Below are 21,028 nucleotides of genomic sequence, written 5' to 3'. Positions count from 1 at the left end.
GATCCGGGCTGGCGGCGGGACAATGCTCGGCGGCAGGTAGACGTAACAGCCATGTTATCGCAGATACACGGCCACCTGATCGACACCTCCTGATCGGCGCTGCATCGCAGCAACCACATGCCGCTTGTCACTTTACGACAGGCGGTGTTTTTCTTTTTGCGCATATGCCAGTTGACTCCTGCACACTGACTGAGACACCCTGTCAATTGCTGCAACTGCAGCAATGCACTATGTCTGGCCCACACGAGGCTCCAGATTAGGGAGGGGATTTGTACCAAAGCAGGCCACAAGACGGGCCAGAGCCGAGGCACATTTCCGCAGAGTATTTGATGGCAGAGGACCCACATAAATGACCAATGTTGTAATTGCATCCGCCGCGCGTACCGCTGTCGGCAGTTTTGGCGGTGCCTTCGCCAACACCCCCGCCCATGATCTGGGTCGCACTGTTCTCGAAGCCGTTGTAGAGCGCGCTGGCATCGACAAGTCCGAGGTCTCCGAGACCATTCTCGGCCAGGTCCTGACCGCCGCCCAGGGGCAAAACCCTGCCCGACAGGCCCATGTCAACGCGGGTCTGCCACAGGAAAGCGCTGCCTGGAGCATTAACCAGGTCTGCGGTTCCGGCCTGCGCGCAGTTGCTTTGGGCGCACAGCATATTCAGCTGGGTGACGCCGATATCGTCGCTGCTGGTGGTCAGGAAAGCATGACGCTGTCGCCACATGCCGCGCATCTGCGTGCCGGCCACAAAATGGGCGACATGAAATACATCGACACCATGATCCGCGATGGTCTTTGGGATGCCTTCAACGGCTATCACATGGGCCAGACCGCCGAAAATGTTGCCGAAAAATGGCAGATCTCGCGCGAGATGCAGGATGAATTCGCCGTCGCCAGCCAGAACAAGGCCGAAGCGGCGCAGAAAGCCGGTAAATTCGCCGACGAGATCGCAGCCTTCACCGTCAAGACCCGCAAGGGCGACATCATCGTGGATCAGGACGAATACATCCGCCACGGTGCCACCATGGAAGCGATGCAGAAACTGCGCCCCGCTTTCACCAAAGACGGTTCTGTCACTGCAGCAAATGCCTCCGGTCTCAACGATGGCGCTGCCGCCACCCTGCTGATGAGCGCCGATAACGCCGAAAAACGCGGCATCCAGCCACTGGCCCGTATCGCCTCCTTTGCGACCGTCGGTCTTGACCCCTCGATCATGGGTGTTGGCCCGATCTACGCATCCCGCAAGGCACTGGAAAAAGCGGGCTGGTCCGTCGGCGATCTGGATCTGGTCGAAGCCAACGAAGCCTTTGCCGCCCAGGCCTGCGCCGTCAACAAAGACATGGGCTGGGATCCGGCCATCGTCAACGTCAATGGCGGTGCCATCGCCATCGGTCACCCCATCGGTGCCTCGGGTTGCCGGGTTCTGAACACGCTGCTGTTTGAAATGCAGCGGCGCGATGCCAAAAAGGGTCTTGCCACCCTGTGCATCGGCGGTGGCATGGGCGTCGCCATGTGCCTGGAGCGCCCCTAAAAGGGTGCACAATTTGACATAGAACAGGGCGCCAGTTTGGCGCCCTTTTTATTGGTACGATCATCGCTTGCTGCAGGTGCGACAATTTACGCGGCATTGCGGCAAAAATCCATTGCGCAATATTGTTGCGTATAGCATTATCAAACTATAGCAAGATTACCGAGAGAATCTCGAACTGGAGGAATACTGAATGGCACGTACTGCACTCGTCACCGGCGGATCACGCGGCATTGGCGCAGCAATCTCAACGGCTCTGAAGGCCCAGGGCTGCAACGTCGCAGCGACCTATGCTGGCAATGACGAAGCGGCGGCAAAGTTCACCGAAGAAACCGGCATCAAGACCTATAAATGGAACGTCGGCTCCTACGAGGAAAGCCAGGCGGGCATCGCGCAGGTCGAGGCTGATCTTGGCCCCATCGACATTGTCGTGGCCAATGCCGGTATCACCCGCGACGCGCCGTTCCACAAGATGACCCCGGAGCAGTGGCAGCAGGTGATCGACACCAATTTGACCGGTGTTTTCAACACGGTACACCCGATCTGGCCCGGTATGCGCGAACGCAAGTTCGGCCGCGTCATCGTGATCTCGTCCATCAATGGTCAAAAAGGCCAGTTCGCTCAGGTGAACTATGCGGCGACCAAGGCTGGCGATCTGGGTATCGTGAAATCCCTGGCCCAGGAAGGCGCGCGCGCCGGCATCACCGCCAATGCAATCTGCCCCGGCTACATCGCAACTGAAATGGTTATGGCCGTGCCCGAAAAAGTGCGCGATTCGATCATCAGCCAGATCCCCACGGGCCGCCTGGGTGAACCCGAAGAAATCGCCCGTTGCGTGGCCTTCCTGGCTGCGGATGATGCGGGCTTCATCAATGGCTCCACCATCAGCGCAAACGGCGGTCAGTTCTTCGTCTGATCCTTTTGCTGCGACAAATGCTGTAAACAAACAAGGGCCGGTCCATATGGACCGGCCCTTTTGCATCCCGTAAGAACATGCGCGCTATGCCCAGCGGGAAAACCTGATACCCGGAGTTTTTGAGGTCCCTGTTTTACGGAACCGAAACAACCACGAAACGCCCGAAAACAGCGCCCGGCTGCGCTCTGTATGTGCCCGTTCCATTGCCTGCTTGACGCTGCTGTTTGCTGAGTATCCCATCGTCTTGGCCTCCGTTCGGATCAAAATTGTCTATCTGAAGCCAATATGATGTTTTAGACCCAAAGGGACAAACGAGTCTTTTCATCTCTTCAGTTAAGTAATACTTATCTGACATGTCTGATCGTCTCCCTCCGCTCACCGCCCTGCGCGCCTTTGATGCTGCTGCCCGCCATATGTCTTTTGCCATGGCGGCAGCGGAATTGAACGTGACCCCCGCCGCTCTGTCCTTTCAGATCAAATCGCTTGAGGAACACCTTGGTGTGCCGCTGTTTCGCCGCCTCAACCGCGCGGTAGAGCTGACAGAGGCCGGACGCACCCTGGCCCCTGGTGCCAGCGAAGGCTTCCAGACGCTGTCTGCCGCCTGGATGGCGACCCGACGTCTGCAGGACAACTCGTCGTTGACTGTGACGGCGGGGCCTGCGCTCACTGCGAAATGGCTGGCGCCGCGGCTCTATGAATTTGCCCGCGCCCACCCCGAGATCGACCTCAGATTTTCTGCCACCCTGCGCAATATGGATCTGGCACGCGACGACGTCGACGTGGCGATCCGCTTTGGCTACGGTCAGGATGACGGGCTGTATTCGGTACCGGTGCGCAAGGAATGGCTGACGCCAGTGATGACACCCGAGCTGGCAGCGCAATTCCCAACTCCCGAAAGCCTGGTTGACGCACCGCTGATCTTTGACGATTCCATTGATTTCTTGCAGCCGCCCTGCGACTGGCCCACCTGGTTTCGGGCTGCGGGCATCGCGTTCGATCCCAAACATGGCACCCATTTTTCCAATGCGGATCACGCGATCAACGCGGCCTGTGCCGGTATGGGCGTTGCCCTCGGGCGCCGTCCGATGATTATCAAAGACATTCAGGAAGGCCGTCTGGTCGCCCCGTTCAAACTGGCAATCGAAACCAAAGCGCGGTTTCGCTTTCTCTGCCTGCCCGGAGCAGAAAAGCGACCACAAATTGCGGCATTCCGCGATTGGTTTCTGGCGGAGATCGAAAAAACTGCGCATATATCAGACGGTTTCAAAATTATTCCCGTCGAGGAGATCGCCGCAGTATGACCCGTTCAAAGGCCACAGCCATTGGCTTCATCGCAGTTCTGCTTTGGGCGCTTCTGGCCCTGTTCACCGTGGGCAGTGCCCCGACACCACCGCTTTTGCTCAACGCGATCTGTTTTACCATTGGCGGCAGCTTGGGGCTGGTCTGGACCGCCCGCACCAGTGGGTTGGCGCAGCTGCGTGAGGTCTCCTGGAAGGTCTACGCCTTTGGCTCCATTGGGTTGTTTGGCTATCACGCGCTGTATTTTTCCGCCCTGCGCTTGGCCCCGGCGGCTGAAGCAGGGCTGATTGCCTATCTCTGGCCGCTGATGATCGTGCTGTTTTCCGGGCTATTACCGGGGGAGCGCCTGCGCCCCGGGCATCTACTGGGGGCTTTGCTTGGCTTTGCCGGGGCCGCAGCGATCATCACCGGTGGATCAGGCGGCTTTCAAGCAGAATATGCCACCGGCTATGCGTTGGCTTTCCTTTGTGCCTTGACCTGGTCTAGCTATTCGGTGCTGTCGCGGCTTGTGGGATCTGCGCCGACCAGTTCGGTCGCGGTGTTTTGCCTCGTCACGGCCGTCGCCTCCTGGGGACTGCATTTCGCGGTTGAAGAAACTGTCTGGCCGCAAGGCGCACTGGGTTGGGCCTCTACTTTGGGGCTTGGGCTGGGCCCGGTTGGGCTGGCCTTTTATGTCTGGGATATCGGCGTCAAACAGGGTGACATCCAGATGCTGGGCACCAGTTCCTATGCGGCACCTTTGCTGTCTACGCTGGTTCTGGTGCTGGCTGGGGTTGCCGATCCCAGCTGGGCGCTGGCCCTGGCTGCCGCCTTGATCACCCTGGGTGCTGTGATCGCCGCCAAAAGCAGCTGACCCGCCGCAAAGCCCGCCACAGCTGTGGGTCAGTTCCGGTATCAGGATCAGCAAACAAAAAAAGGGCTGCCAAATCTGGCAGCCCCGGAAATTATCCGTAAACGCTGTTACGCCAGTCACACCCTCATGGCGCAAGCTGTCATGGCGTAGGAAAATGACGCAGAACTATGCAGTCACAGCTTCGCTCGACAGGCGCTCAATCTCTTCCTTGAGTTTTAGCTTCTGCTTTTTCAACCCAGCGATTTCCAACCCGTCAGTACTGGGCGATCGTTGGGCGTGCTCTACTTCCGTACTCAGATGCTCATGCTTCTTTTTAAGTTCGGTGAGATGCGAGCTGAGGCTCATGGCGTTCCTCCTTTTAAAGCGAGACAAAGGCCCGAACCACCGGGCCCATTTATGAGTGGACCACAAGTTTCGCGGTCTGTCACGCTGCAGGCGCAAAGTTTTTGTCATGAATTTGTTATATCGGCCAAAGCCCGCCAAAAACCCTATTTACAAGGGTGAATTGGCCGCAAAACGCGAAAATCAATCGGCCCATTCTTGCGCATCCGGCACCAAATACCTATTTAAGCGTCGGCCAAACCAAGGCCGCCCCCTGGCGCAAAATCGCGCCGACTTCATCACGGTAGCTTTCCGCATCTGCCAGATGGCGGTCGCCCTGATGCAGAATCAACGGCCCGTGCAACCGGAAATCTGCGCGTCCGCCTTTGCGCGCACGCAGCAATACCAGCTCTGCGGCCCGCCCCTGTCGCGCCGCCAAGGGCAAGATCTCGACAGACCCGAGACAGCCGCTGCAGGCCACCAGCATTTCTGGCAGACGGTCCGCGCGCTGGATCATGTGAAGATAGCCTTTGGGCGCAAGCCGTTTGGCCGCCGTGGTGATCCAGATCGCAAGCGGCGTTGCCCCTCCCAATGCAATTTGCCGCCCGGCGTCTTCGGCCGGACTATGGGCACCGGCGCGATAATAGGGGGGATTGGCCAGCACGTGATCGAACTGGCGCTGACGCAGCGCCATCGGCAAAACACTGAGATCGGCCTCGAAAACCTCGAGCGGCTGGTTGTTCTGCGCCCCGTTACGCCGCGCCAGATCGGCATACTCTGCCTGCAGCTCTACACCGCAAAGCATGAGGCCGGGCACTCGTGCCCCAAGGCACAACAGCGCCTGCCCGCCGCCACAACCCAGCTCCAGCACGCGTTCACCGGCCCGCGCAGGCACGGCCGCCGCCAGCAGCACCGGGTCCACCCCGGCGCGATAGCCCTGCAAGGGCTGCCACAGCCTGACACGACCACCCAGAAAATCATTCAGCGACAGCGCATCAGGCGCAAAGCCGACGCCCGACAGAGAGGGGTCACAGGGCGTGGCGGTCATTTCTCGTTGCCGAGGGGAATTTCATTGTCCCGCATCGCCCGCAGGGCCAGATCGTAATCCGCCTCACGCACCATCAGACGGCGGGGGAAAATACCAATGCCGCCTTCGAGGATGCTCATATTTACGTCCATCTGAAAGCAGTCTATATCCTCTCCCTCAAGAAGGGCGGATGCAAAGGCCAGGACGGTTGGATCGGTGCTGCGCAGAAGTTCTTTCATGGGGATGGATCTAAGGGCAAGGCCGTGGCCTTGTCGAGCCTGAAAGCCGGGAATGGAATGAACGAAGTCAAGACGCAGAAGCCACATGAACTGCTGGCCGCTACCTTGAGCGGCGAAATGGCCGCCGTGAACACGCTGATCCAGACACGGATGGCCTCGAAACACGCGCCCCGCATTCCAGAGGTGACAGCACATCTGGTCGAGGCCGGCGGCAAACGCCTGCGCCCTATGCTGACCCTCGCTGCGGCGCGGCTTTGCGGCTATGAGGGCGAGCACCACATCAAACTGGCCGCCACGGTGGAATTCATCCACACCGCGACCCTGCTCCATGATGATGTAGTCGACGAAAGCGGCCAGCGCCGTGGCCGCCCCACCGCCAATCTGCTGTGGGACAACAAAAGCTCGGTCCTGGTCGGTGATTATCTGTTTTCCCGCAGCTTCCAGCTGATGGTCGAAACCGGCTCGCTGCGGGTGCTCGATATTCTCGCCAATGCCTCGGCCACCATCGCCGAGGGCGAAGTGCTGCAAATGACGGCTGCGTCAAATCTGGCCACCGACGAGGCGGTTTATCTGCAGGTTGTACGCGGCAAGACGGCCGCGCTGTTTTCCGCCGCAACAGAGGTCGGCGGCGTCATCGCCGACGCCGATGCGGCCCAGATCAAGGCCCTGTTCGACTATGGCGACGCGCTGGGGATTGCCTTTCAGATTGCCGATGATCTGCTAGATTATCAAGGTGACAGCAAGGCCACCGGCAAGAATGTCGGCGATGATTTCCGCGAACGCAAACTGACCCTGCCGGTGATCAAAGCCGTGGCGCAGGCCACCGACGAGGAGCGCTCCTTTTGGCAGCGCACCATCGAAAAGGGGCGCCAACAAGAGGGTGATCTGGAGCAGGCACTGGCGCTGATGGCGAAATACGCCACCTTGGAGGCCACCCGCCAGGACGCACTGCTTTGGGCGGAGAAGGCGACAGAGGCCCTGAATGCGCTGCCCGAGCACCCAATCCGCCAGATGCTGCACGATCTGGCAGAATACGTGGTCTCCCGCCTGAACTAGGTTCTCTGAGACAACACTTTGAAACGCGCCCGCATCTTTGCGGGCGTTTTCTTTTGTGCTTTGGTGCGACCACCCTGCCCTGCATCCGAATGCTCCCTCATGCTGCGTATTTTCTTTCACATCCTCGCGGTTGTCGCCCTCACCGCACTAACCCAGCTAGGCGGGATTGCCTGGGCACTGTCGCGGCTGTTTCGCAGGCCCCTGCTGGCCTTTGGCGGCCTGTATGTAGGGTTGGCAATCCTCGCGGTCTGGATTGCGCCGTTGGTCGGCAGAACCGCGCTGTCCTGTTTTGAACAGGGTCCCCTGCAGGTGCAGTCCTGGTTTTACTGCGCTACAAATCGCACCTATGTCACGCCAGAGCTCAAAGCCAGCTTGCAAGAGGTCGCGGCATCTGTCGCCGCTGCACATCCTGGCACACAAACGCTTGTTCTGGATGCAGGGTTTCCTTTTCTCACCGGCTTTCCGCTGCTTCCACATCTGTCCCATGATGACGGCGAAAAGGTCGATCTGGCGTTGTTTTATCGCGATGCGAGCGGGACCTTTCTGGCGGGACAGACCCGCAGCCCGCTGGGCTATTTCGCCTTTGAGCCGGGACCGTCAGATTGCCCGGACAGCTGGATCAGCCTGCGCTGGGATCTGGCACCTGTGCAGCGCTTGTGGAAACCCTATACGCTGGACCGGCATCGGACAGGCCTGCTGATCCAGACCCTTGTTGAGGACAGGCGTATCAGCAAGATCTTTGTCGAGCCGCACCTGCGAAAAACGCTGGGTCTGACCAGCGAAAAGATCCGCTTTCAAGGCTGCCGAGCGGCACGGCACGACGATCATATTCACCTTCAGCTCTAGCTCTAGCTCAGCCTCTGCAGCGCATCACGTGAGGCTGACAGCCCGGATCCACCAATCGGGCTGTTCTGTTCCGATTTCATAGGCCGCCATATGGGCGGCCTTTTTTGTTGGATAGAGCGCAAAACAAGTCGCACCAGAGCCCGACATGCGCGCCAGCATCGCCTGATTGCTGGCGCTCAGATCCCCCAGCACTCGATCAATTTCCGGTGCCACACGCCGCGCCGGGGCTTCCAGATCGTTGCGTTGCTCTGCCAGCCATGCAGCGCAGTCCTGCGCCGAGGCAAAATCCGGGATATCGGCTGGCATCGGGGCGTTGTCGCGGCTTTGCAGGCCAGAAAAAACGGCCCCCGTCGGCACATGTGCACCCGGGTTCACCAAGAGCGCATGCAGTTCGGGTAAAACCACTGGCGTGATCTTTTCCCCGATGCCCTGCATCCGGGCCGCCCGCGCGCCCATGCAAACGGGCACATCCGCCCCCAGCGAAAGCGGCAGGTCCGCCGGAATGTCAAAGCCGTTTTTTGCCAGCACAGACAAGACCGCCCCAGCATCAGACGAGCCACCACCAATCCCCGCCCCATGGGGCAGCTGTTTGTTCAGCGCAATCTGGCCACACCAGCCTGCGCCATCGGCCGCCTGCCAGACCAGATTGCGGGCATCCTCGGGAACACCTTCGGCAAACAATCCGGACAGGGTGATGCCCAGCTCTGGGCCTGTCTCAAGATGCAGCCGATCCCCCACATCAGCAAAGACCACCAGTGAATCCAGCAGGTGATAGCCGTCATTGCGGCGGCCGGTCACATGCAGGGTCAGGTTGATCTTGGCGGGGGCAAAGGCCTCAGCCTTCATTGGCGAAATGCAAGGGCTTCGCGCCCTCCTGCTGCAACACCGCATCCAGCCCGATGTCCAACTTACTGCGGATGCGATCCGGGTCAGCCTCGCCATCACCTTCGCCCGAGCGAATGAAGGACAGCGCCCGCTTCCACTGGAATTCGGCCTCGCGCTGGCGACCAACCGCCCAGTAGACATCGCCCAGATGATCATTCACCACCGGATCCACTGGCATCAGCTCTACCGCGCGCTCCATATGAGCTACGGCCTCATCGTAGCGGCCAAGGCGGTAAAGCACCCAGCCGAGGCTGTCGACGATGTAGCCAGAGTCTGGCCGCGCCGCGACCGCCCGCTCGATCATATCGAGTGCCTCATCCAGCTTGTCTTCTTTTTCGACCAGCGAATAGCCAAGGTAGTTCAACACCTGCGGGCTGTCCGGGCGCAGCACCAGGGCGGCGCGGAAATCGGCCTCGGCGCGGGGCCATTGCGACAGGCGTTCAAGCGAAATTCCACGGGCATAAAGCAGGAACCAGCGACTGCCAGAGCTTTCGGGCATGTGTTCCAGAGCCGTATCATAGGCGGCCACGGCCCCGGCGTAGTCTTCCTGCTGGCGCAGCAGATCGCCAAGGCTGATCGAGACCTGCGGCAGGGTGGGGAATTCTCCCACCAGCTGTTCCAGCACTTCGACAGCGGCATCGGGCTTTGCCGCCCGGCGCAGCGCTTCTGCGCGACCCATTTCGGCGGCGTAGTAGTCGGGATGTGCGCGCGGCACCTGTTTGTAGGTGGTGATCGACAGCTCGTAACGGCCCAGCTGGTCCAGCAATTCTGCGCTCAGAAGCACCGCATCCACATGTTCGGGGCTGAGAGCCGCCGCCATGCGGGCATACATCAGCACAAAGTCATTGGCAGCTTCGCCATTCATCACCGCGGCGAGGGTGAAAAACACCTCTGCAATGCCATCCTGTGCGGTGCTGGCAATGTTAAAACCAAGCGCCTCCCCGGCTTCAAGGCGCTGCCGCATATCGGCAAGTGTCGGGTCAAAGCCCCCACCAAAAGCCTCGTCCAGTGTGGCGAGGGCCAGAGCGTTTTCTCCCAGCTGCGACTGGATTTCGATCCGGGCCAGAGCGGCGCGACGCGACATCCGGGTCAGCTTGCCATCTTCGGCAGCAAACAACGCCTCGGCGCCGCCGTAATTGCCGGCAGAAGCCAGCGCCAGCGCCTTGTGGTAGTCAGCAAAGGGGCGCAGCCCCTCTTGCTTGGCGATTGCATCAAAGGCGACGAGTGCGTCATCAACCGAGCCTGCGCCCATATGCGCCCAGGCGTCCAGCAAACCATCCACCAAGGGGTGGATCTGACGCGCCTCGCGGTCACGCTCAATGATCGCCTGATAGTCCTGGGCCAGCACCTGCGCCCCGACCAAAACGATATTGCCGACCTGGCTGCGCACCCCAGATTCGGCAAGGCGTTTTGCCACGGGAATGGCGCGCTTTACGTTGCCCTGTGCCAATTGCGCAAAGATAACGTTTTCCATCAGCACCGGGTTGGCAGGATCGCGCACCAGTGCACGGGTGTAATAGTCGGCCGCAGCCGAAAAGTCGCTTTCATAGGTGGCGGCGCGTCCCGCCAGATAGGCCCCGGCCAACCCGTTCGAGACCCCTTCGGACTGTGCCGCTGCGGGCAGTGCAAGAGATCCTGTTGCAGAAAGCGCAACCCATGCCAGCGCTGGCAGATTGCGAAGATAAGATACCGGCACCCGGAGCTCTCCTATGCGTGTGTTTGTCGCTTGGGATCAAAGCGTAGTGCGGGACATGCCGACACGCAATGGGGCGACCCGAAGGCCGCCCCAATTTAACGTGATTTCCACAATCATCCGATGAAACAGGCGTTTCACCGCCTGTTTTGCCACCCTTGATTTACATATTTGGATAGTTTGGACCGTCACCACCCTGCGGTGTGGTCCAAGTGATGTTCTGGCTTGGATCCTTGATATCGCAGGTCTTGCAGTGCACGCAGTTCTGGAAATTGATCACGAACTCGGGCTTGCCGTCTTTTTCCACCACCTCATAGACACCGGCAGGGCAATAGCGCTGTGCTGGCTCGTCAAATTTCGGAAGGTTAGTCGAGATCGGCAGGTTTGGATCAGCCAGACGCAGGTGACAGGGTTGGCTTTCCTCGTGGTTGGTGGCCGCAAAGGACACATTGGTCAGTCGGTCAAAGGACAGCACACCGTCGGGCTTGGGATAGTCGATATCCTTGTGCTTGGAGGCCTCCTCGGTCGACTCGGCATCGTTTTTGCCGTGCTTCAGCGTGCCAAAGAGCGACAGACCAAAGAGCGTGTTGGTCCACATGTCCAGACCACCCAGCGCCAGCGATGGCATCATGCCCCACTTGGACCACATCGGCTTGACGTTGCGCACCTTCTTGAGGTCCTTGCCGATGGCGCCATCGCGCACGGCCGCTTCATAGTCGGGCAGCTCGTCGCCAGAGCGATCCGCCTTGATTGCGGCATAGGCGGCTTCAGCTGCGGATTTACCCGACAGCATGGCGTTGTGGTTGCCTTTGATGCGCGGCACGTTGACCATGCCGGCAGAACAACCCAGCAGGGCCACGCCGGGCGCGACCAGTTTGGGCATCGACTGATAACCACCTTCGGTGATCGCACGTGCACCATAAGCCACGCGTTTGCCGCCTTTCAGCAGGTCCGCAACCATCGGGTGATGCTTGAAACGCTGGAATTCCATGTAAGGATAAAGGTGCGGGTTCTTGTAGTTCAGGTGCACCACAAAGCCGACGTAGACCTGGTTGTTGTCCAGGTGATAGATGAACGAGCCACCACCGGCGTTGGAGTTCAGCGGCCAGCCCATGGTATGGGTAACGGTGCCCTCTTTGTGCTTGGCAGGATCGATCTCCCAGATCTCTTTCATGCCGACGCCGTATTTCTGCACGTCCTTGCCTGCCTGCAGGTCGTATTTGGCGATAACCTCTTTCGACAGCGAGCCGCGCACGCCTTCACCGAGGAAGACATATTTGCCGTGCAGCTCCATGCCTGGCTCGGTGTTGGGGCCGTAGGAGCCGTCTTCTTCGAGACCAAAGACACCGGCGACCACGCCTTTGACTTCACCCTTGTCACCATAAACCAGCTCAGAACAGGACATGCCGGGGAAGATCTCGACGCCCAGCTCTTCGGCCTGTTCTGCCATCCAGCGGCAGACATTTCCCATCGACACGATGTAGTTGCCGTGGTTGTTCATCAGCGGCGGCATCGGGAAGTTGGGGATGCGGACTTCGCCCGCTTCGCCCAGCATGTAGAAGTTGTCTTCCTTGACCGGCACGGTCAAAGGCGCGCCCTTTTCCTTCCAGTCAGGGATCAGCGCGTCCAGACCGCAGGGATCCAGAACCGCGCCCGACAGGATATGCGCGCCCACTTCGGAGCCTTTTTCCAGAACCACGACCTCAAGGTCGGCATCCAGCTGTTTCAGACGGATCGCAGCGGACAGACCGGCGGGGCCGGCCCCAACGATCACTACGTCATATTCCATCGTTTCGCGTTCGATCTCGGCCATAGAGGTGCTCCTTGGCTATATTATTCGCTACCGGTCCCAGAACGGCATCTTGCCTGGGCGCAATTTTCTTTCGCGGTTGCTTAGCGTTTGGCAACATACAAGGTCAATCCAAACTCTGCGTTAGTTACGACAGTTCCGCGCTTTGCCGCAGGGCGAGCGCCTGTTTTCGTCACTCAGGCCTCTTTTTGCGGCTCAGAGCCCGTCTCTGGCGAAAACTCCGCTCCCAAGTCGGGTTAAGACTCAGCTGACGGCTCATGTGCAGTCTCCGGCGAGTCCCCCATCAGATAGCGCGGCCCCTTGCCTTTATCTGCCGCCAGATCCTTGGGATTATAAAGCGCGCATTTTGGCAAAGACAGGCAGCCGCAACCGATGCAGCCATCGAGGTTGTCGCGCAGTTTCTGCAGGGTTTCGATTCGGGCGTCCAGATGGGTGCGAAACCCCTGCGAGATTCGCGCCCAGTCCTCTGGTGTCGGCGTGCGCCCGCCCGGCAGATCCTTCAGAAATCCACGGATGTCTGGCAGCGAAAACCCGAACTGCTGCGCGATCATGATAAAACTGAGACGCCGAATATCGGCGCGATGGAACCGGCGCTGCCCTCCTGCATTGCGCCAGGGCTCCAGCAGGCCCTGTGCTTCGTAGTAACGGATCGCTGAAACCGCCAGCCCGGTTCGCTCCGCCAGATATCCAATCGCCACCCCTGCCGATTTTGCCATCATCTCTCCCTTTCGAAAAAAAATGCAGAGATCTGCAAATTATATCTTGAGCTAAAGTTAGGTTTAGAAATTACCGTAGGGAGACTCAGGTCAAAATGCCATTAAAAAGGAGAGAGCTGATGAGCGCTATTTTGGAACATGCCAACATCACCGTCGCCAACCCCGAAGCCACGGCCAAATGGATGCAGCAAGTCTTTGGCTGGCACACCCGCTGGTCAGGGTCATCGATCCACAACGGCATCAGCCTGCATGTCGGCGGCGCCGACAGCTATCTGGCGCTCTATGCCCCGCCAAGCACGCCGCAAGACCCCACTGACAGCTACACCACCCGGGGCGGGCTCAACCACTTGGCAGTGGTGGTCGATGATATTGACGCCGTTGAGGTCGCCGTAAAGGCCGCTGGTTTCACACCGCAAAACCACGCGGATTACGAACCCGGTCGGCGGTTCTATTTCAATGATCAGGACGGGATCGAATTCGAGGTGGTGCAATACGATGATTGATCTTTTGTGGCAGGCCAGCCTGCCTCAGCTGCCGGATCGCGGCATCTTTCCGCGCAACCTTGGTTATAAAAGCAATAAAATCCGCTGATTGAGCGGATTTGCCTGTGGACAGCGCATCGCGCCCTCTTGAAATTTGTGCGCAGATTGGGTCAGGTAATTGCCAACACGAATGAAGGCCCCGCTGCAGTGCTGTAGCGGGGCTCTGCCATTCGTCGAAATGACAAGAGCCAACCAAGAGCTAAACTCCTTAGCCAAACGACCTGGACCCACGATATGGAAAAGATTCCGATGACTTCTGCGGGTTACACCGCACTGGAAGGTGAACTAAAGAACCTGAAAACGGTTGAGCGCACGACCATCATTCAGGCCATCGCCGAAGCGCGTGAGCTGGGTGATTTGTCGGAGAACGCCGAATACCACTCTGCGCGCGAAAAGCATTCCTTCATCGAGGGTCGCATCAAAGAGCTCGAGGGTATCTTGAGCCTTTCTGAAGTCATTGACCCTGCGAAACTATCTGGCTCGATCAAATTCGGCGCCAAGGTCACCGTGGTGGACGAAGACACCGACGAGGAAAAAACCTGGCAAATCGTTGGCGAACACGAAGCCAATATCGAGGCCGGGCTGCTGAACATCAAATCCCCCATCGCCCGTGCTCTGATCGGCAAGGAAGAAGGCGACAGCGTCGAGGTCCGCACCCCCGGTGGTGTGCGCGGCTACGAAATTCTGTCCATCGTATACGCCTGAAATTAGGGCCTGAAAATCCGACCAACAATCCGGCTCTTTCAGCCGAGTACAGCCGGGCAGAATTGGATACAGTCGGGCAAAATCCGGCCCCCACCCCGGATCTAAAAACGGGCCGGACTTAAAAACAAGAAGGTGGCGCAACTGCGCCGCTCTTTGCCCCGCATTGACAGTTGCTCTTGCCCGTTTTCGGGAATGCGCTAGCCTTCCAATAGATTTCTTCGTTTCTCCACCTTTGTTCCCGCATTGCGAGCCCGCCCATGACTGCCCAGGATGCTGCCTCTAATCACCGATCTTCCCCAACCGGGCTTGGGACACCTGAGGGGCGCACGGGTAACGCGCCTTCCGGTCTTGGCCCGACCGGTGGCGACCGTTCTGACGGGGGAATGGGCAGCGCGGAAATGATCGCAGTGCTGCTCTCCTGCCTTTGGCTGCTGGTTGTTCTGGCGCTCTATCTGCTGGCCCCTACGGGCCAGGGACTTGCGCATTGGACCCCGACCCTGTTGACAGCGCTGGCCGTGGCTCTGCCGCTGGTGATGATCTGGGTCGGCACCTCGGCGCTGCGCTCTGCCCGGGTGATGCGCGCTGAATGCCGCCGCCTGCAAGCCGCTATCGACAACCTGCGCCACAGCTATCTCACCCATGCTCAGCAATCGGCCGCCGCGGGGGAGCCGACCGTAAGTCAGAAACTGGAAGAAATCGCCGAGGCCGCTCGCAAGACCGAGACGGCGCTGGCGACCTTCCAAAGCAGTCGTCATGCGCCGACACGCCCTGCAATTCCGGCCGAAGCCAGCAAGCTTGCCGCCGAAGATCAAGGCAGCTTGGCGCTTGGCACCTCGGCCGAAGACATGGCCCTGCCCCTGCCCGCCGAACAATTCATCCGGGCGCTGAACTTCCCCGAAACTGCCGAAGACGAAGAGGGCTTTGCCGCGCTGCGTGCCGCCCTCAAGGACCGCAAGGCCGCGCAGGTGGTACAAGCCGCACAGGATGTTCTGACCCTGCTCAGCCAGGATGGCATCTACATGGATGATCTGCGCCCCGATATGGCCCGCCCCGAGATCTGGCGCCAGTTTGCCCAGGGCACGCGCGGTCGCGCCGTGGCGCCGTTGGGCGGGGTACGGGATCGCACATCACTGGCGCTGACCTCGGCACGGATGAAGCAGGACCCGATCTTTCGCGATGCGGCGCATCACTTCCTGCGCCGCTTTGACCGCATGTTCGCAGAATTCGAAGCGCAGGCCAGCGATGGAGAGATCTCAGCCCTTGGTGACACCCGCACGGCCCGTGCCTTTATGCTGCTGGGCCGGGTTGCCGGAACCTTTGATTAAAGAGGGCGTTCCTACGGGAGGTTAATTCCTACGGGAGGCTGATACTGGCTGTCAAAATACTGGCTGTCAAAATACTGGCGGCTAAAAAATTGTCCCGCGGGTGACAGCTTCCGGTGGAGGCATTTATAGGAAGACGATGTCCCCCAAGCCCGAGATCCCCCAGCGCTAGGAAAACTTGGTCTAGCGCATCACAGGCCAAACAGAGCCCGCGCCGCAGCGCAGCTGCGGCGCCACGCCCAACGGGAAGCGGCCCCTTTTGGGGGCCAATGACGGGCGGGAGCATTTGGGACGGGCGGGAGCATTTGGCCTTTGCCAAAGCCTGAGCTAGAGCCGGAAGCTATCATAGGGGATAAAGCGCACCGGGTCTCCGCTTGAGATGTCGGCCGCGCTATCCCTCAGCTCCACCAGCCCTTCGGCCCAGCTCAGGCCAGATATCCGCCCCGAGCCTTCGGATTTGAACACCTCCACCCGTCCGTCCCGCATGCGCGCGCGCAGATATTCACGTCGACCGGGTTTTTTGCGCTTTTCAAACCCTGCGGGCACCTCAAATCCCTGTGGCGACTGCCAACTGGCGCCCGCCATCAACCCCATGGCCGGGCGGGCAAAGATCAGGGTGCAGACCAGGGCCGCAACCGGATTGCCCGGCAGGCCAAAGATTGGCACGCCGTCCCACATCGCCAAAGCCAAGGGGCGTCCCGGTTTCAGCGCGATGCGCCATTCCTGCATCGCGCCCGCTTCGCGCAGCAGAGCCGAGACATGATCCTCATCCCCTGCCGAAGCGCCACCACTGGTCAGAATCACGTCAACCTCAGAGGCCGCACTGTTCAGCCGCGCACGCAGGGCAGCGCGGTCATCACGCACCCGCCCCAGATCCACCGGGGTGAAACCCATCTGCCCGAGCAGCGCCAAAAGCATCGGCCGGTTGGCGTCATATATCTGCCCCGGTGCAGCCGTCTGGCCCACGTCGCGCAGCTCATCGCCCGTAGACAGCACCCCGACGCGCAGGGGCTGATAGACCTCAAATTCTGCAAGACCTGTGGCGGTCGCCAGCGCCAGGTCCGCCGGGGTCACCACCCGGCCTGCGCTCAGGATAACATCCCCAGCTGCCACATCCTCGCCAGCCTTGCGGGTATTGGCGCCCTGCTTCAACGGCCCGTGAAAGGCGATTTCCTCCGCCCCAAGGGTGACATCCTCTTCCAGGATCACCGTGTCGACCCCTGCGGGCAGTGCGGCCCCGGTCAGGATACGGATTGCCCGGCCTGCGGGCACCTCGCCCTCATAGGCCAGCCCGGCTGCGGCGCGCCCCTGCACCAGTGGCAAAACATGTGCGCCCTCGGGCACAGCACCGGCAAATCCATAGCCATCCACTGCCGTATTGGGCTGTGGTGGGTTTGAGCGTCGCGCCAGAACATCGCAGGCCAACACCCGCCCGAGGGCCTGCCCCAGTGGCAGGATCTCGCGGCCTGTCACCACATCCAGCCGATCCCGCAACAGCGCCAGAGCCTCGTCCACCGGGGTCCAGTCGACACCGGCGGGCAGGGCAAAACAGTCATTTCGCAGAGGCGGCGGCTTCAGGGTCATCCAGGTCTCACTTTCACAAATATCCCGGCAGGATCAGAGATTCAGATCTGCGGCAATGAAATCCGCAATCGTTCCTGTGTCGTCCAGATCAAAGACGGGTCGGTCAACCTCGAGCCTCACATCACTGGCAAGTGCACGGATACTGGCATCATGGGGGGCGATCAAAGGTTGTTCGGCCGCCTTGCGATGCGCTTCGATCTTGGGGTGAGGCTCACGCTTGTACCCCTCCACCAGCACCAGATCCACTGGCGTGAGCCGCGCCAACAGGTCGGCCAACGGCGGCTCTTCGGCGCCGCGCAGCTCTTGCATGATTGCGATGCGATGGGTCGAGGCCAGGATCACCTCAGAGGCCCCCGCCATACGATGACGATGGCTGTCGGTCCCCGCCTGATCCACATCGGTGCTGTGATGGGCGTGTTTGATGGTCGAGACCGTCAGGCCGCGCTCGGTGAACTCTGTCACCAGCCGCTCCATCAGCCCGGTCTTGCCGCAGTTCTTCCAGCCGGTAATTCCGAATATTTTCATTTCAGCAACTCCTCGGCCCGCGCAAGATCCTCGGGCGTGTTGACGTTGAAAAAGGGGTCAAAGGGGGTCGCGTCAAACAGCGCTTCGCGCCCCTGGTGCTGATCGGTCCAGATCACCACCTTGCGCAGCCCATCATTCAGCGCCGCGCGCAGATCATCGCGCAGCGCCACCGGCCAAAGGCCAAAGGTCGGATGCCGGTTTACCTTGCTGCGTCCCCCCGATTTCAGCTCCTCCCCGGTGCGCGGCGTGGTCGCCAGCACCAAGGGCTGCGCCTGCCCTTCCGAGGCCGCCAGCAGTCGCGCCACCAGATCGGTCGGGAAAAAGGGCGTATCCGCAGCGGCGGTGACAATGCTGTCTGCGCCCTGTTCGGCAGCCCAATCGAGCCCAGCCAACACCCCCGCAAGGGGGCCGGCAAAGCCTTCGATGCTGTCGGCAACCACAGGCAAGCCCAGATCGTCAAACCGCGCCGCATCACCATTCGCGTTGAGCGCCAGCCCCGCAACCTGCGGGTCAAGCCGATCGCGTACGCGGGTCAACAGGCTTTGGCCACCGATCTGCAACAGGCCCTTGTCACCGCCGCCCATCCGGGTGGCGAGACCGCCTGCGAGAATCACTCCAAAGGGTTTATTCAGGGTCATGCCGCCTCCAATTGTGAGGCAGGGTACAAAAAAGGCAAAACGCCCAAATCCCGCCCAAGAACAGAAATGCTTTCAAACTCAATATTGCAAAAAACGCCAGAAAACAGAGCACGGGCAGTAGCCCGGCACAGCCCCACACACGGGCCGATTTCAATGCGGCAAGCGCGTCATCCGGCGTGCCCTGGATAGGGGGAGCACCCCATATCATAAGTCTATTCAGCACTCGTCTTTGTTTTATTTGTGCAACCATACCCATTTTAGGCAGTAAAGGATTGTCCTCTGGAAGCCCAAATCTTACTCTCTCAGTTGCGGGAACGGACCGCATGCTTTCTAAGTAGCCACTAAGACCTGATCGCGTCTTCCAAAACACGATCAGACCAAAGGCCCCCAGCCCGACCCAGCCGCAAACAAAAAGTACTATCCACCATGGATCAATCATGGGCCTCGGCACTTTTCCTGCGATGCTTCTTTGCCTCAACCGGTGCATCCTTCGGGTCCATGTCGCGCTCTAACCTCTCATCCCCAGCAAGACAGACAAACCTTTGCCCTTTCATCCGGCCTATCAGCGTCAGGCCCACCTGCTGCGCGATCTCGACACCCCAAGCGGTAAAGCCCGAGCGCGACGCAAGCACCGGGATACCCATCATCGCGGTCTTGATCACCATCTCAGAGGTCATGCGCCCGGTGGTATACATGATCTTATCCGCCGCTTTGATGCGCTCTGACAGCATCCAGCCGGCGATTTTGTCCACCGCATTATGACGTCCCACGTCCTCCATATAGACCAGCGGGCGGTCTTGGTGGCACAGCACCGTGCCATGGATGGCACCGGCCTCTAGGTACAAGGACGGCGTGCGGTTGATCTTATGCGCCAGCGCATAGAGCCAGGAGGTTTTCACCGGGGTCGCAGGCAGCTGCACGCCCTCCAGCCCCTCCATCATATCGCCAAACACGGTGCCCACGGCGCAGCCAGAGGTGCGGGTCTTTTTCTGCAGCTTTTCCTCATAGGACGTCTCAATCGCGGTGCGCACCACCACGGTTTCGAGTTCATCGTCATAATCGACGCGCAGGATTTCTTCGTCCGGCGAGAGCATGCCCTGATTGCGCAAAAACCCCAGCGCCAGATATTCCGGGTAGTCGCCAATGGTCATGGCGGTGACAATTTCCTGCCGGTTCAGATAGATGGTCAATGGCCGTTCTTCGACCACCGACAGCGCCACCGGGTTGCCCTGTTCATCGCGCCCCTCAACGGCGCGGGGGAGGCCCGCGCGGGGCGGGGCCGGCGCGATCAGATACTCTGACAGGATCTCAGGAAGGTCAGGTGTTTTTACCAATTGCAGAACCCTTTGAAGCTGCCTACCAAGTTGGCATTGAACTTAGGACGCGCGCATGGCTTTCACCACCACGAAATCAGCCTTTTGGCGAGGGGTTCGCGACAGCGCGCCCTTTCTTCTGGTCTCTGGACCTTTTGGGCTATTGTTTGGCGTGCTGGCGGCGGAGGCCGGACTAAATGTCCCCGAGGCTTTCACCTTTTCGCTGGCGGTCTTTGCCGGGTCTGCCCAGTTCACCGCGCTGCAACTGCTGCAGGAGAACACGCCGCTGATGATCGTGCTGGTCTCGGCGCTGGCGGTGAACCTGCGAGTGGCGATGTATTCCGCTTCGCTGACGCCCTATCTGGGGGATGCGCCGCTGTGGCAGCGCGCCTGCGCCGCCTATCTGGTGGTGGATCAGTCCTATGCGCTGTCGGTGGTGAAATTCGAGACAGAGCCCGACATGACCGTGCCACAGCGCATGGCCTATTTCTTTGGCACCAACGGCCTGGTGGCGCCGGGCTGGATGATTGCCACCATCACTGGTGCACTGGTGGGTGCGCAAATCCCCGAGAGCTGGGGCTTGGATTTTGTACTGCCGCTGGCCTTTTTGGCAATGATCGGGCCAATGCTGCGCACCCCTGCGCATCTGGTGGCCTGTTTTGTCGCCATTGCCGTATCTCTGCCCGCTACCCTGCTGCCCTATAATCTGGGGCTGATTGTCGCCGGTCTGGCTGGCATGATGGCGGGGGCACAGGCTGAACTATGGCTTGAACGCGCCGCCGCCCGGCAGACCGCTAAACGGGAGCGCCAGTCATGAACGGTTTTGGTCAGTTTGAGCTTTGGGTTGTTATCATCGGGCTTGCCCTGGGCAGTTTCGGCCTGCGCTTTGCCTTTATCGGCTTTATGGGCGGGCGGCCCATGCCTGCCTGGCTGATGCGGCATCTGCGCTATACGGCAGTGGCGATCATTCCGGCGCTGGTGGCCCCGCTGGTGGTCTGGCCCTCGACCACGGGAGGTGAGCCCAGCCTGCCGCATCTGGCTGTGGCGGCGCTGACCTTTGCGGTGGGTTATCTCACCCGCAATGTGCTCTGGGCGCTCCTGAGCGGAGTCAGTGGCTTTTTGCTGCTGTTCTATCTGCTGAGCTGAACCTGTGCGTCTGATCAGACGCAAGCCAAGCAAAGAGGGCTCGCAGCGGGTCTTTTTGCGACTCCAAATG

General features: G+C 60.0%; 22 protein-coding genes. 11 read left to right on the top strand and 11 right to left on the bottom strand.

All coding sequences use genetic code 11. The annotated features are described in order from the left end of the window. Positions 1-349 precede the first annotated feature (349 nt). The 4 genes from PH5382_RS08425 to PH5382_RS08405 all read left to right on the top strand — a co-directional run bounded on the left by PH5382_RS08425 (position 350) and on the right by PH5382_RS08405 (position 4,590). Positions 350-1,525: an acetyl-CoA C-acetyltransferase gene (locus PH5382_RS08425; RefSeq protein WP_058333926.1), complete on the top strand. Its 1,176-nt coding sequence runs from the start codon at positions 350-352 to the stop codon at positions 1,523-1,525. Positions 1,526-1,715: 190 nt separating this feature from the next. Continuing rightward, positions 1,716-2,438 carry an acetoacetyl-CoA reductase gene (gene phbB, locus PH5382_RS08420; protein ID WP_058333925.1) on the top strand — a complete coding sequence of 241 codons (723 nt, stop codon included), beginning with the start codon at positions 1,716-1,718 and terminating at the stop codon, positions 2,436-2,438. A gap of 353 nt (positions 2,439-2,791) precedes the next feature. After that, positions 2,792-3,739, top strand: coding sequence for a transcriptional regulator GcvA (locus tag PH5382_RS08410; protein WP_058333923.1), 948 nt, complete (start codon positions 2,792-2,794; stop codon positions 3,737-3,739). After that, the gene (locus tag PH5382_RS08405) at positions 3,736-4,590 is read left to right on the top strand and encodes an aromatic amino acid exporter YddG (protein WP_058333922.1); all 855 of its coding nucleotides are present in this window, start codon (positions 3,736-3,738) and stop codon (positions 4,588-4,590) included. Before PH5382_RS08410 ends, PH5382_RS08405 begins: the two co-directional genes overlap by 4 nt. A gap of 165 nt (positions 4,591-4,755) precedes the next feature. On the opposite strand, the gene PH5382_RS08400 is transcribed toward PH5382_RS08405, so the two are convergent. From PH5382_RS08400 to PH5382_RS08390, 3 genes are all read right to left on the bottom strand, one after another. Next, complete coding sequence (locus PH5382_RS08400; protein ID WP_058333921.1) at positions 4,756-4,935, bottom strand: YdcH family protein; 180 nt, start codon at positions 4,933-4,935, stop codon at positions 4,756-4,758. A 217-nt stretch (positions 4,936-5,152) separates the two neighbouring features. Continuing rightward, positions 5,153-5,959: a tRNA1(Val) (adenine(37)-N6)-methyltransferase gene (locus PH5382_RS08395; protein ID WP_058333920.1), complete on the bottom strand. Its 807-nt coding sequence runs from the start codon at positions 5,957-5,959 to the stop codon at positions 5,153-5,155. Continuing rightward, a complete protein-coding gene (locus PH5382_RS08390; RefSeq protein ID WP_058333919.1) occupies positions 5,956-6,177 on the bottom strand; it encodes a putative signal transducing protein in 222 nt (73 codons plus the stop codon). Before PH5382_RS08390 ends, PH5382_RS08395 begins: the two co-directional genes overlap by 4 nt. A gap of 57 nt (positions 6,178-6,234) precedes the next feature. On the opposite strand from PH5382_RS08390, the gene PH5382_RS08385 reads away from it, so the two are divergent. Next, positions 6,235-7,233 carry a polyprenyl synthetase family protein gene (locus PH5382_RS08385; RefSeq protein WP_058333918.1) on the top strand — a complete coding sequence of 333 codons (999 nt, stop codon included), beginning with the start codon at positions 6,235-6,237 and terminating at the stop codon, positions 7,231-7,233. A gap of 99 nt (positions 7,234-7,332) precedes the next feature. Beyond that, positions 7,333-8,079, top strand: coding sequence for a hypothetical protein (locus PH5382_RS08380; RefSeq protein WP_058334048.1), 747 nt, complete (start codon positions 7,333-7,335; stop codon positions 8,077-8,079). A gap of 24 nt (positions 8,080-8,103) precedes the next feature. Here the strand turns inward: PH5382_RS08380 and PH5382_RS08375 are convergent, their stop codons facing one another. The 4 genes from PH5382_RS08375 to soxR form a co-directional block, all read right to left on the bottom strand. Then, positions 8,104-8,925 (bottom strand): 4-(cytidine 5'-diphospho)-2-C-methyl-D-erythritol kinase, encoded by an 822-nt coding sequence (locus PH5382_RS08375; RefSeq protein ID WP_058333917.1) that lies wholly within the window; start codon positions 8,923-8,925, stop codon positions 8,104-8,106. After that, positions 8,915-10,660: a tetratricopeptide repeat protein gene (locus tag PH5382_RS08370; RefSeq protein WP_058333916.1), complete on the bottom strand. Its 1,746-nt coding sequence runs from the start codon at positions 10,658-10,660 to the stop codon at positions 8,915-8,917. Before PH5382_RS08370 ends, PH5382_RS08375 begins: the two co-directional genes overlap by 11 nt. Positions 10,661-10,820: 160 nt before the next feature. Beyond that, a complete protein-coding gene (locus PH5382_RS08365; RefSeq protein ID WP_058333915.1) occupies positions 10,821-12,470 on the bottom strand; it encodes an electron transfer flavoprotein-ubiquinone oxidoreductase in 1,650 nt (549 codons plus the stop codon). A 233-nt stretch (positions 12,471-12,703) separates the two neighbouring features. Continuing rightward, positions 12,704-13,183, bottom strand: a complete 480-nt coding sequence (soxR, locus tag PH5382_RS08360) for a redox-sensitive transcriptional activator SoxR (RefSeq protein ID WP_058334047.1) — start codon at positions 13,181-13,183, stop codon at positions 12,704-12,706. Positions 13,184-13,302: 119 nt separating this feature from the next. Here soxR and PH5382_RS08355 point away from each other — a divergent pair, with 119 nt between their 5' ends. The 3 genes from PH5382_RS08355 (at position 13,303) to PH5382_RS08345 (ending at position 15,755) form a co-directional block, all read left to right on the top strand. Continuing rightward, positions 13,303-13,686, top strand: coding sequence for a VOC family protein (locus PH5382_RS08355; RefSeq protein ID WP_058333914.1), 384 nt, complete (start codon positions 13,303-13,305; stop codon positions 13,684-13,686). Positions 13,687-13,959: 273 nt separating this feature from the next. Then, positions 13,960-14,430, top strand: coding sequence for a transcription elongation factor GreA (gene greA / locus PH5382_RS08350; RefSeq protein WP_058333913.1), 471 nt, complete (start codon positions 13,960-13,962; stop codon positions 14,428-14,430). 257 nt (positions 14,431-14,687) lie between these two features. Continuing rightward, a complete protein-coding gene (locus PH5382_RS08345) occupies positions 14,688-15,755 on the top strand; it encodes a hypothetical protein (RefSeq protein ID WP_082645605.1) in 1,068 nt (355 codons plus the stop codon). 324 nt (positions 15,756-16,079) lie between these two features. Here PH5382_RS08345 and glp read toward each other — a convergent pair whose 3' ends face one another. From glp to PH5382_RS08320, 4 genes are all read right to left on the bottom strand, one after another. Beyond that, positions 16,080-17,336 carry a molybdopterin-binding protein gene (gene glp, locus PH5382_RS08340; protein ID WP_058333912.1) on the bottom strand — a complete coding sequence of 419 codons (1,257 nt, stop codon included), beginning with the start codon at positions 17,334-17,336 and terminating at the stop codon, positions 16,080-16,082. A 33-nt stretch (positions 17,337-17,369) separates the two neighbouring features. After that, entirely contained in the window at positions 17,370-17,861 is a 492-nt protein-coding gene (gene mobB, locus PH5382_RS08335; RefSeq protein WP_058333911.1) for a molybdopterin-guanine dinucleotide biosynthesis protein B, read from the bottom strand. Beyond that, on the bottom strand, positions 17,858-18,499 hold the full coding sequence (mobA, locus tag PH5382_RS08330) for a molybdenum cofactor guanylyltransferase MobA (protein ID WP_058333910.1): 642 nt from the start codon (positions 18,497-18,499) through the stop codon (positions 17,858-17,860). Before mobA ends, mobB begins: the two co-directional genes overlap by 4 nt. A gap of 431 nt (positions 18,500-18,930) precedes the next feature. Beyond that, positions 18,931-19,833 carry a formate dehydrogenase accessory sulfurtransferase FdhD gene (locus tag PH5382_RS08320; RefSeq protein ID WP_058333908.1) on the bottom strand — a complete coding sequence of 301 codons (903 nt, stop codon included), beginning with the start codon at positions 19,831-19,833 and terminating at the stop codon, positions 18,931-18,933. A gap of 55 nt (positions 19,834-19,888) precedes the next feature. Here PH5382_RS08320 and PH5382_RS08315 point away from each other — a divergent pair, with 55 nt between their 5' ends. Both PH5382_RS08315 and PH5382_RS08310 read left to right on the top strand, forming a co-directional pair. Then, complete coding sequence (locus PH5382_RS08315; protein ID WP_058333907.1) at positions 19,889-20,629, top strand: AzlC family ABC transporter permease; 741 nt, start codon at positions 19,889-19,891, stop codon at positions 20,627-20,629. After that, the gene (locus tag PH5382_RS08310) at positions 20,626-20,958 is read left to right on the top strand and encodes an AzlD domain-containing protein (RefSeq protein WP_058333906.1); all 333 of its coding nucleotides are present in this window, start codon (positions 20,626-20,628) and stop codon (positions 20,956-20,958) included. The genes PH5382_RS08315 and PH5382_RS08310 overlap by 4 nt, the downstream gene beginning before the upstream one ends. Positions 20,959-21,028: the final 70 nt, after the last annotated feature.

Origin of the sequence: Phaeobacter sp. CECT 5382 (assembly GCF_001457775.1) — a bacterium.
Classification (GTDB): Bacteria; Pseudomonadota; Alphaproteobacteria; order Rhodobacterales; family Rhodobacteraceae; genus Pseudophaeobacter.
This window is presented reverse-complemented; position numbering and strand designations above follow the sequence as displayed.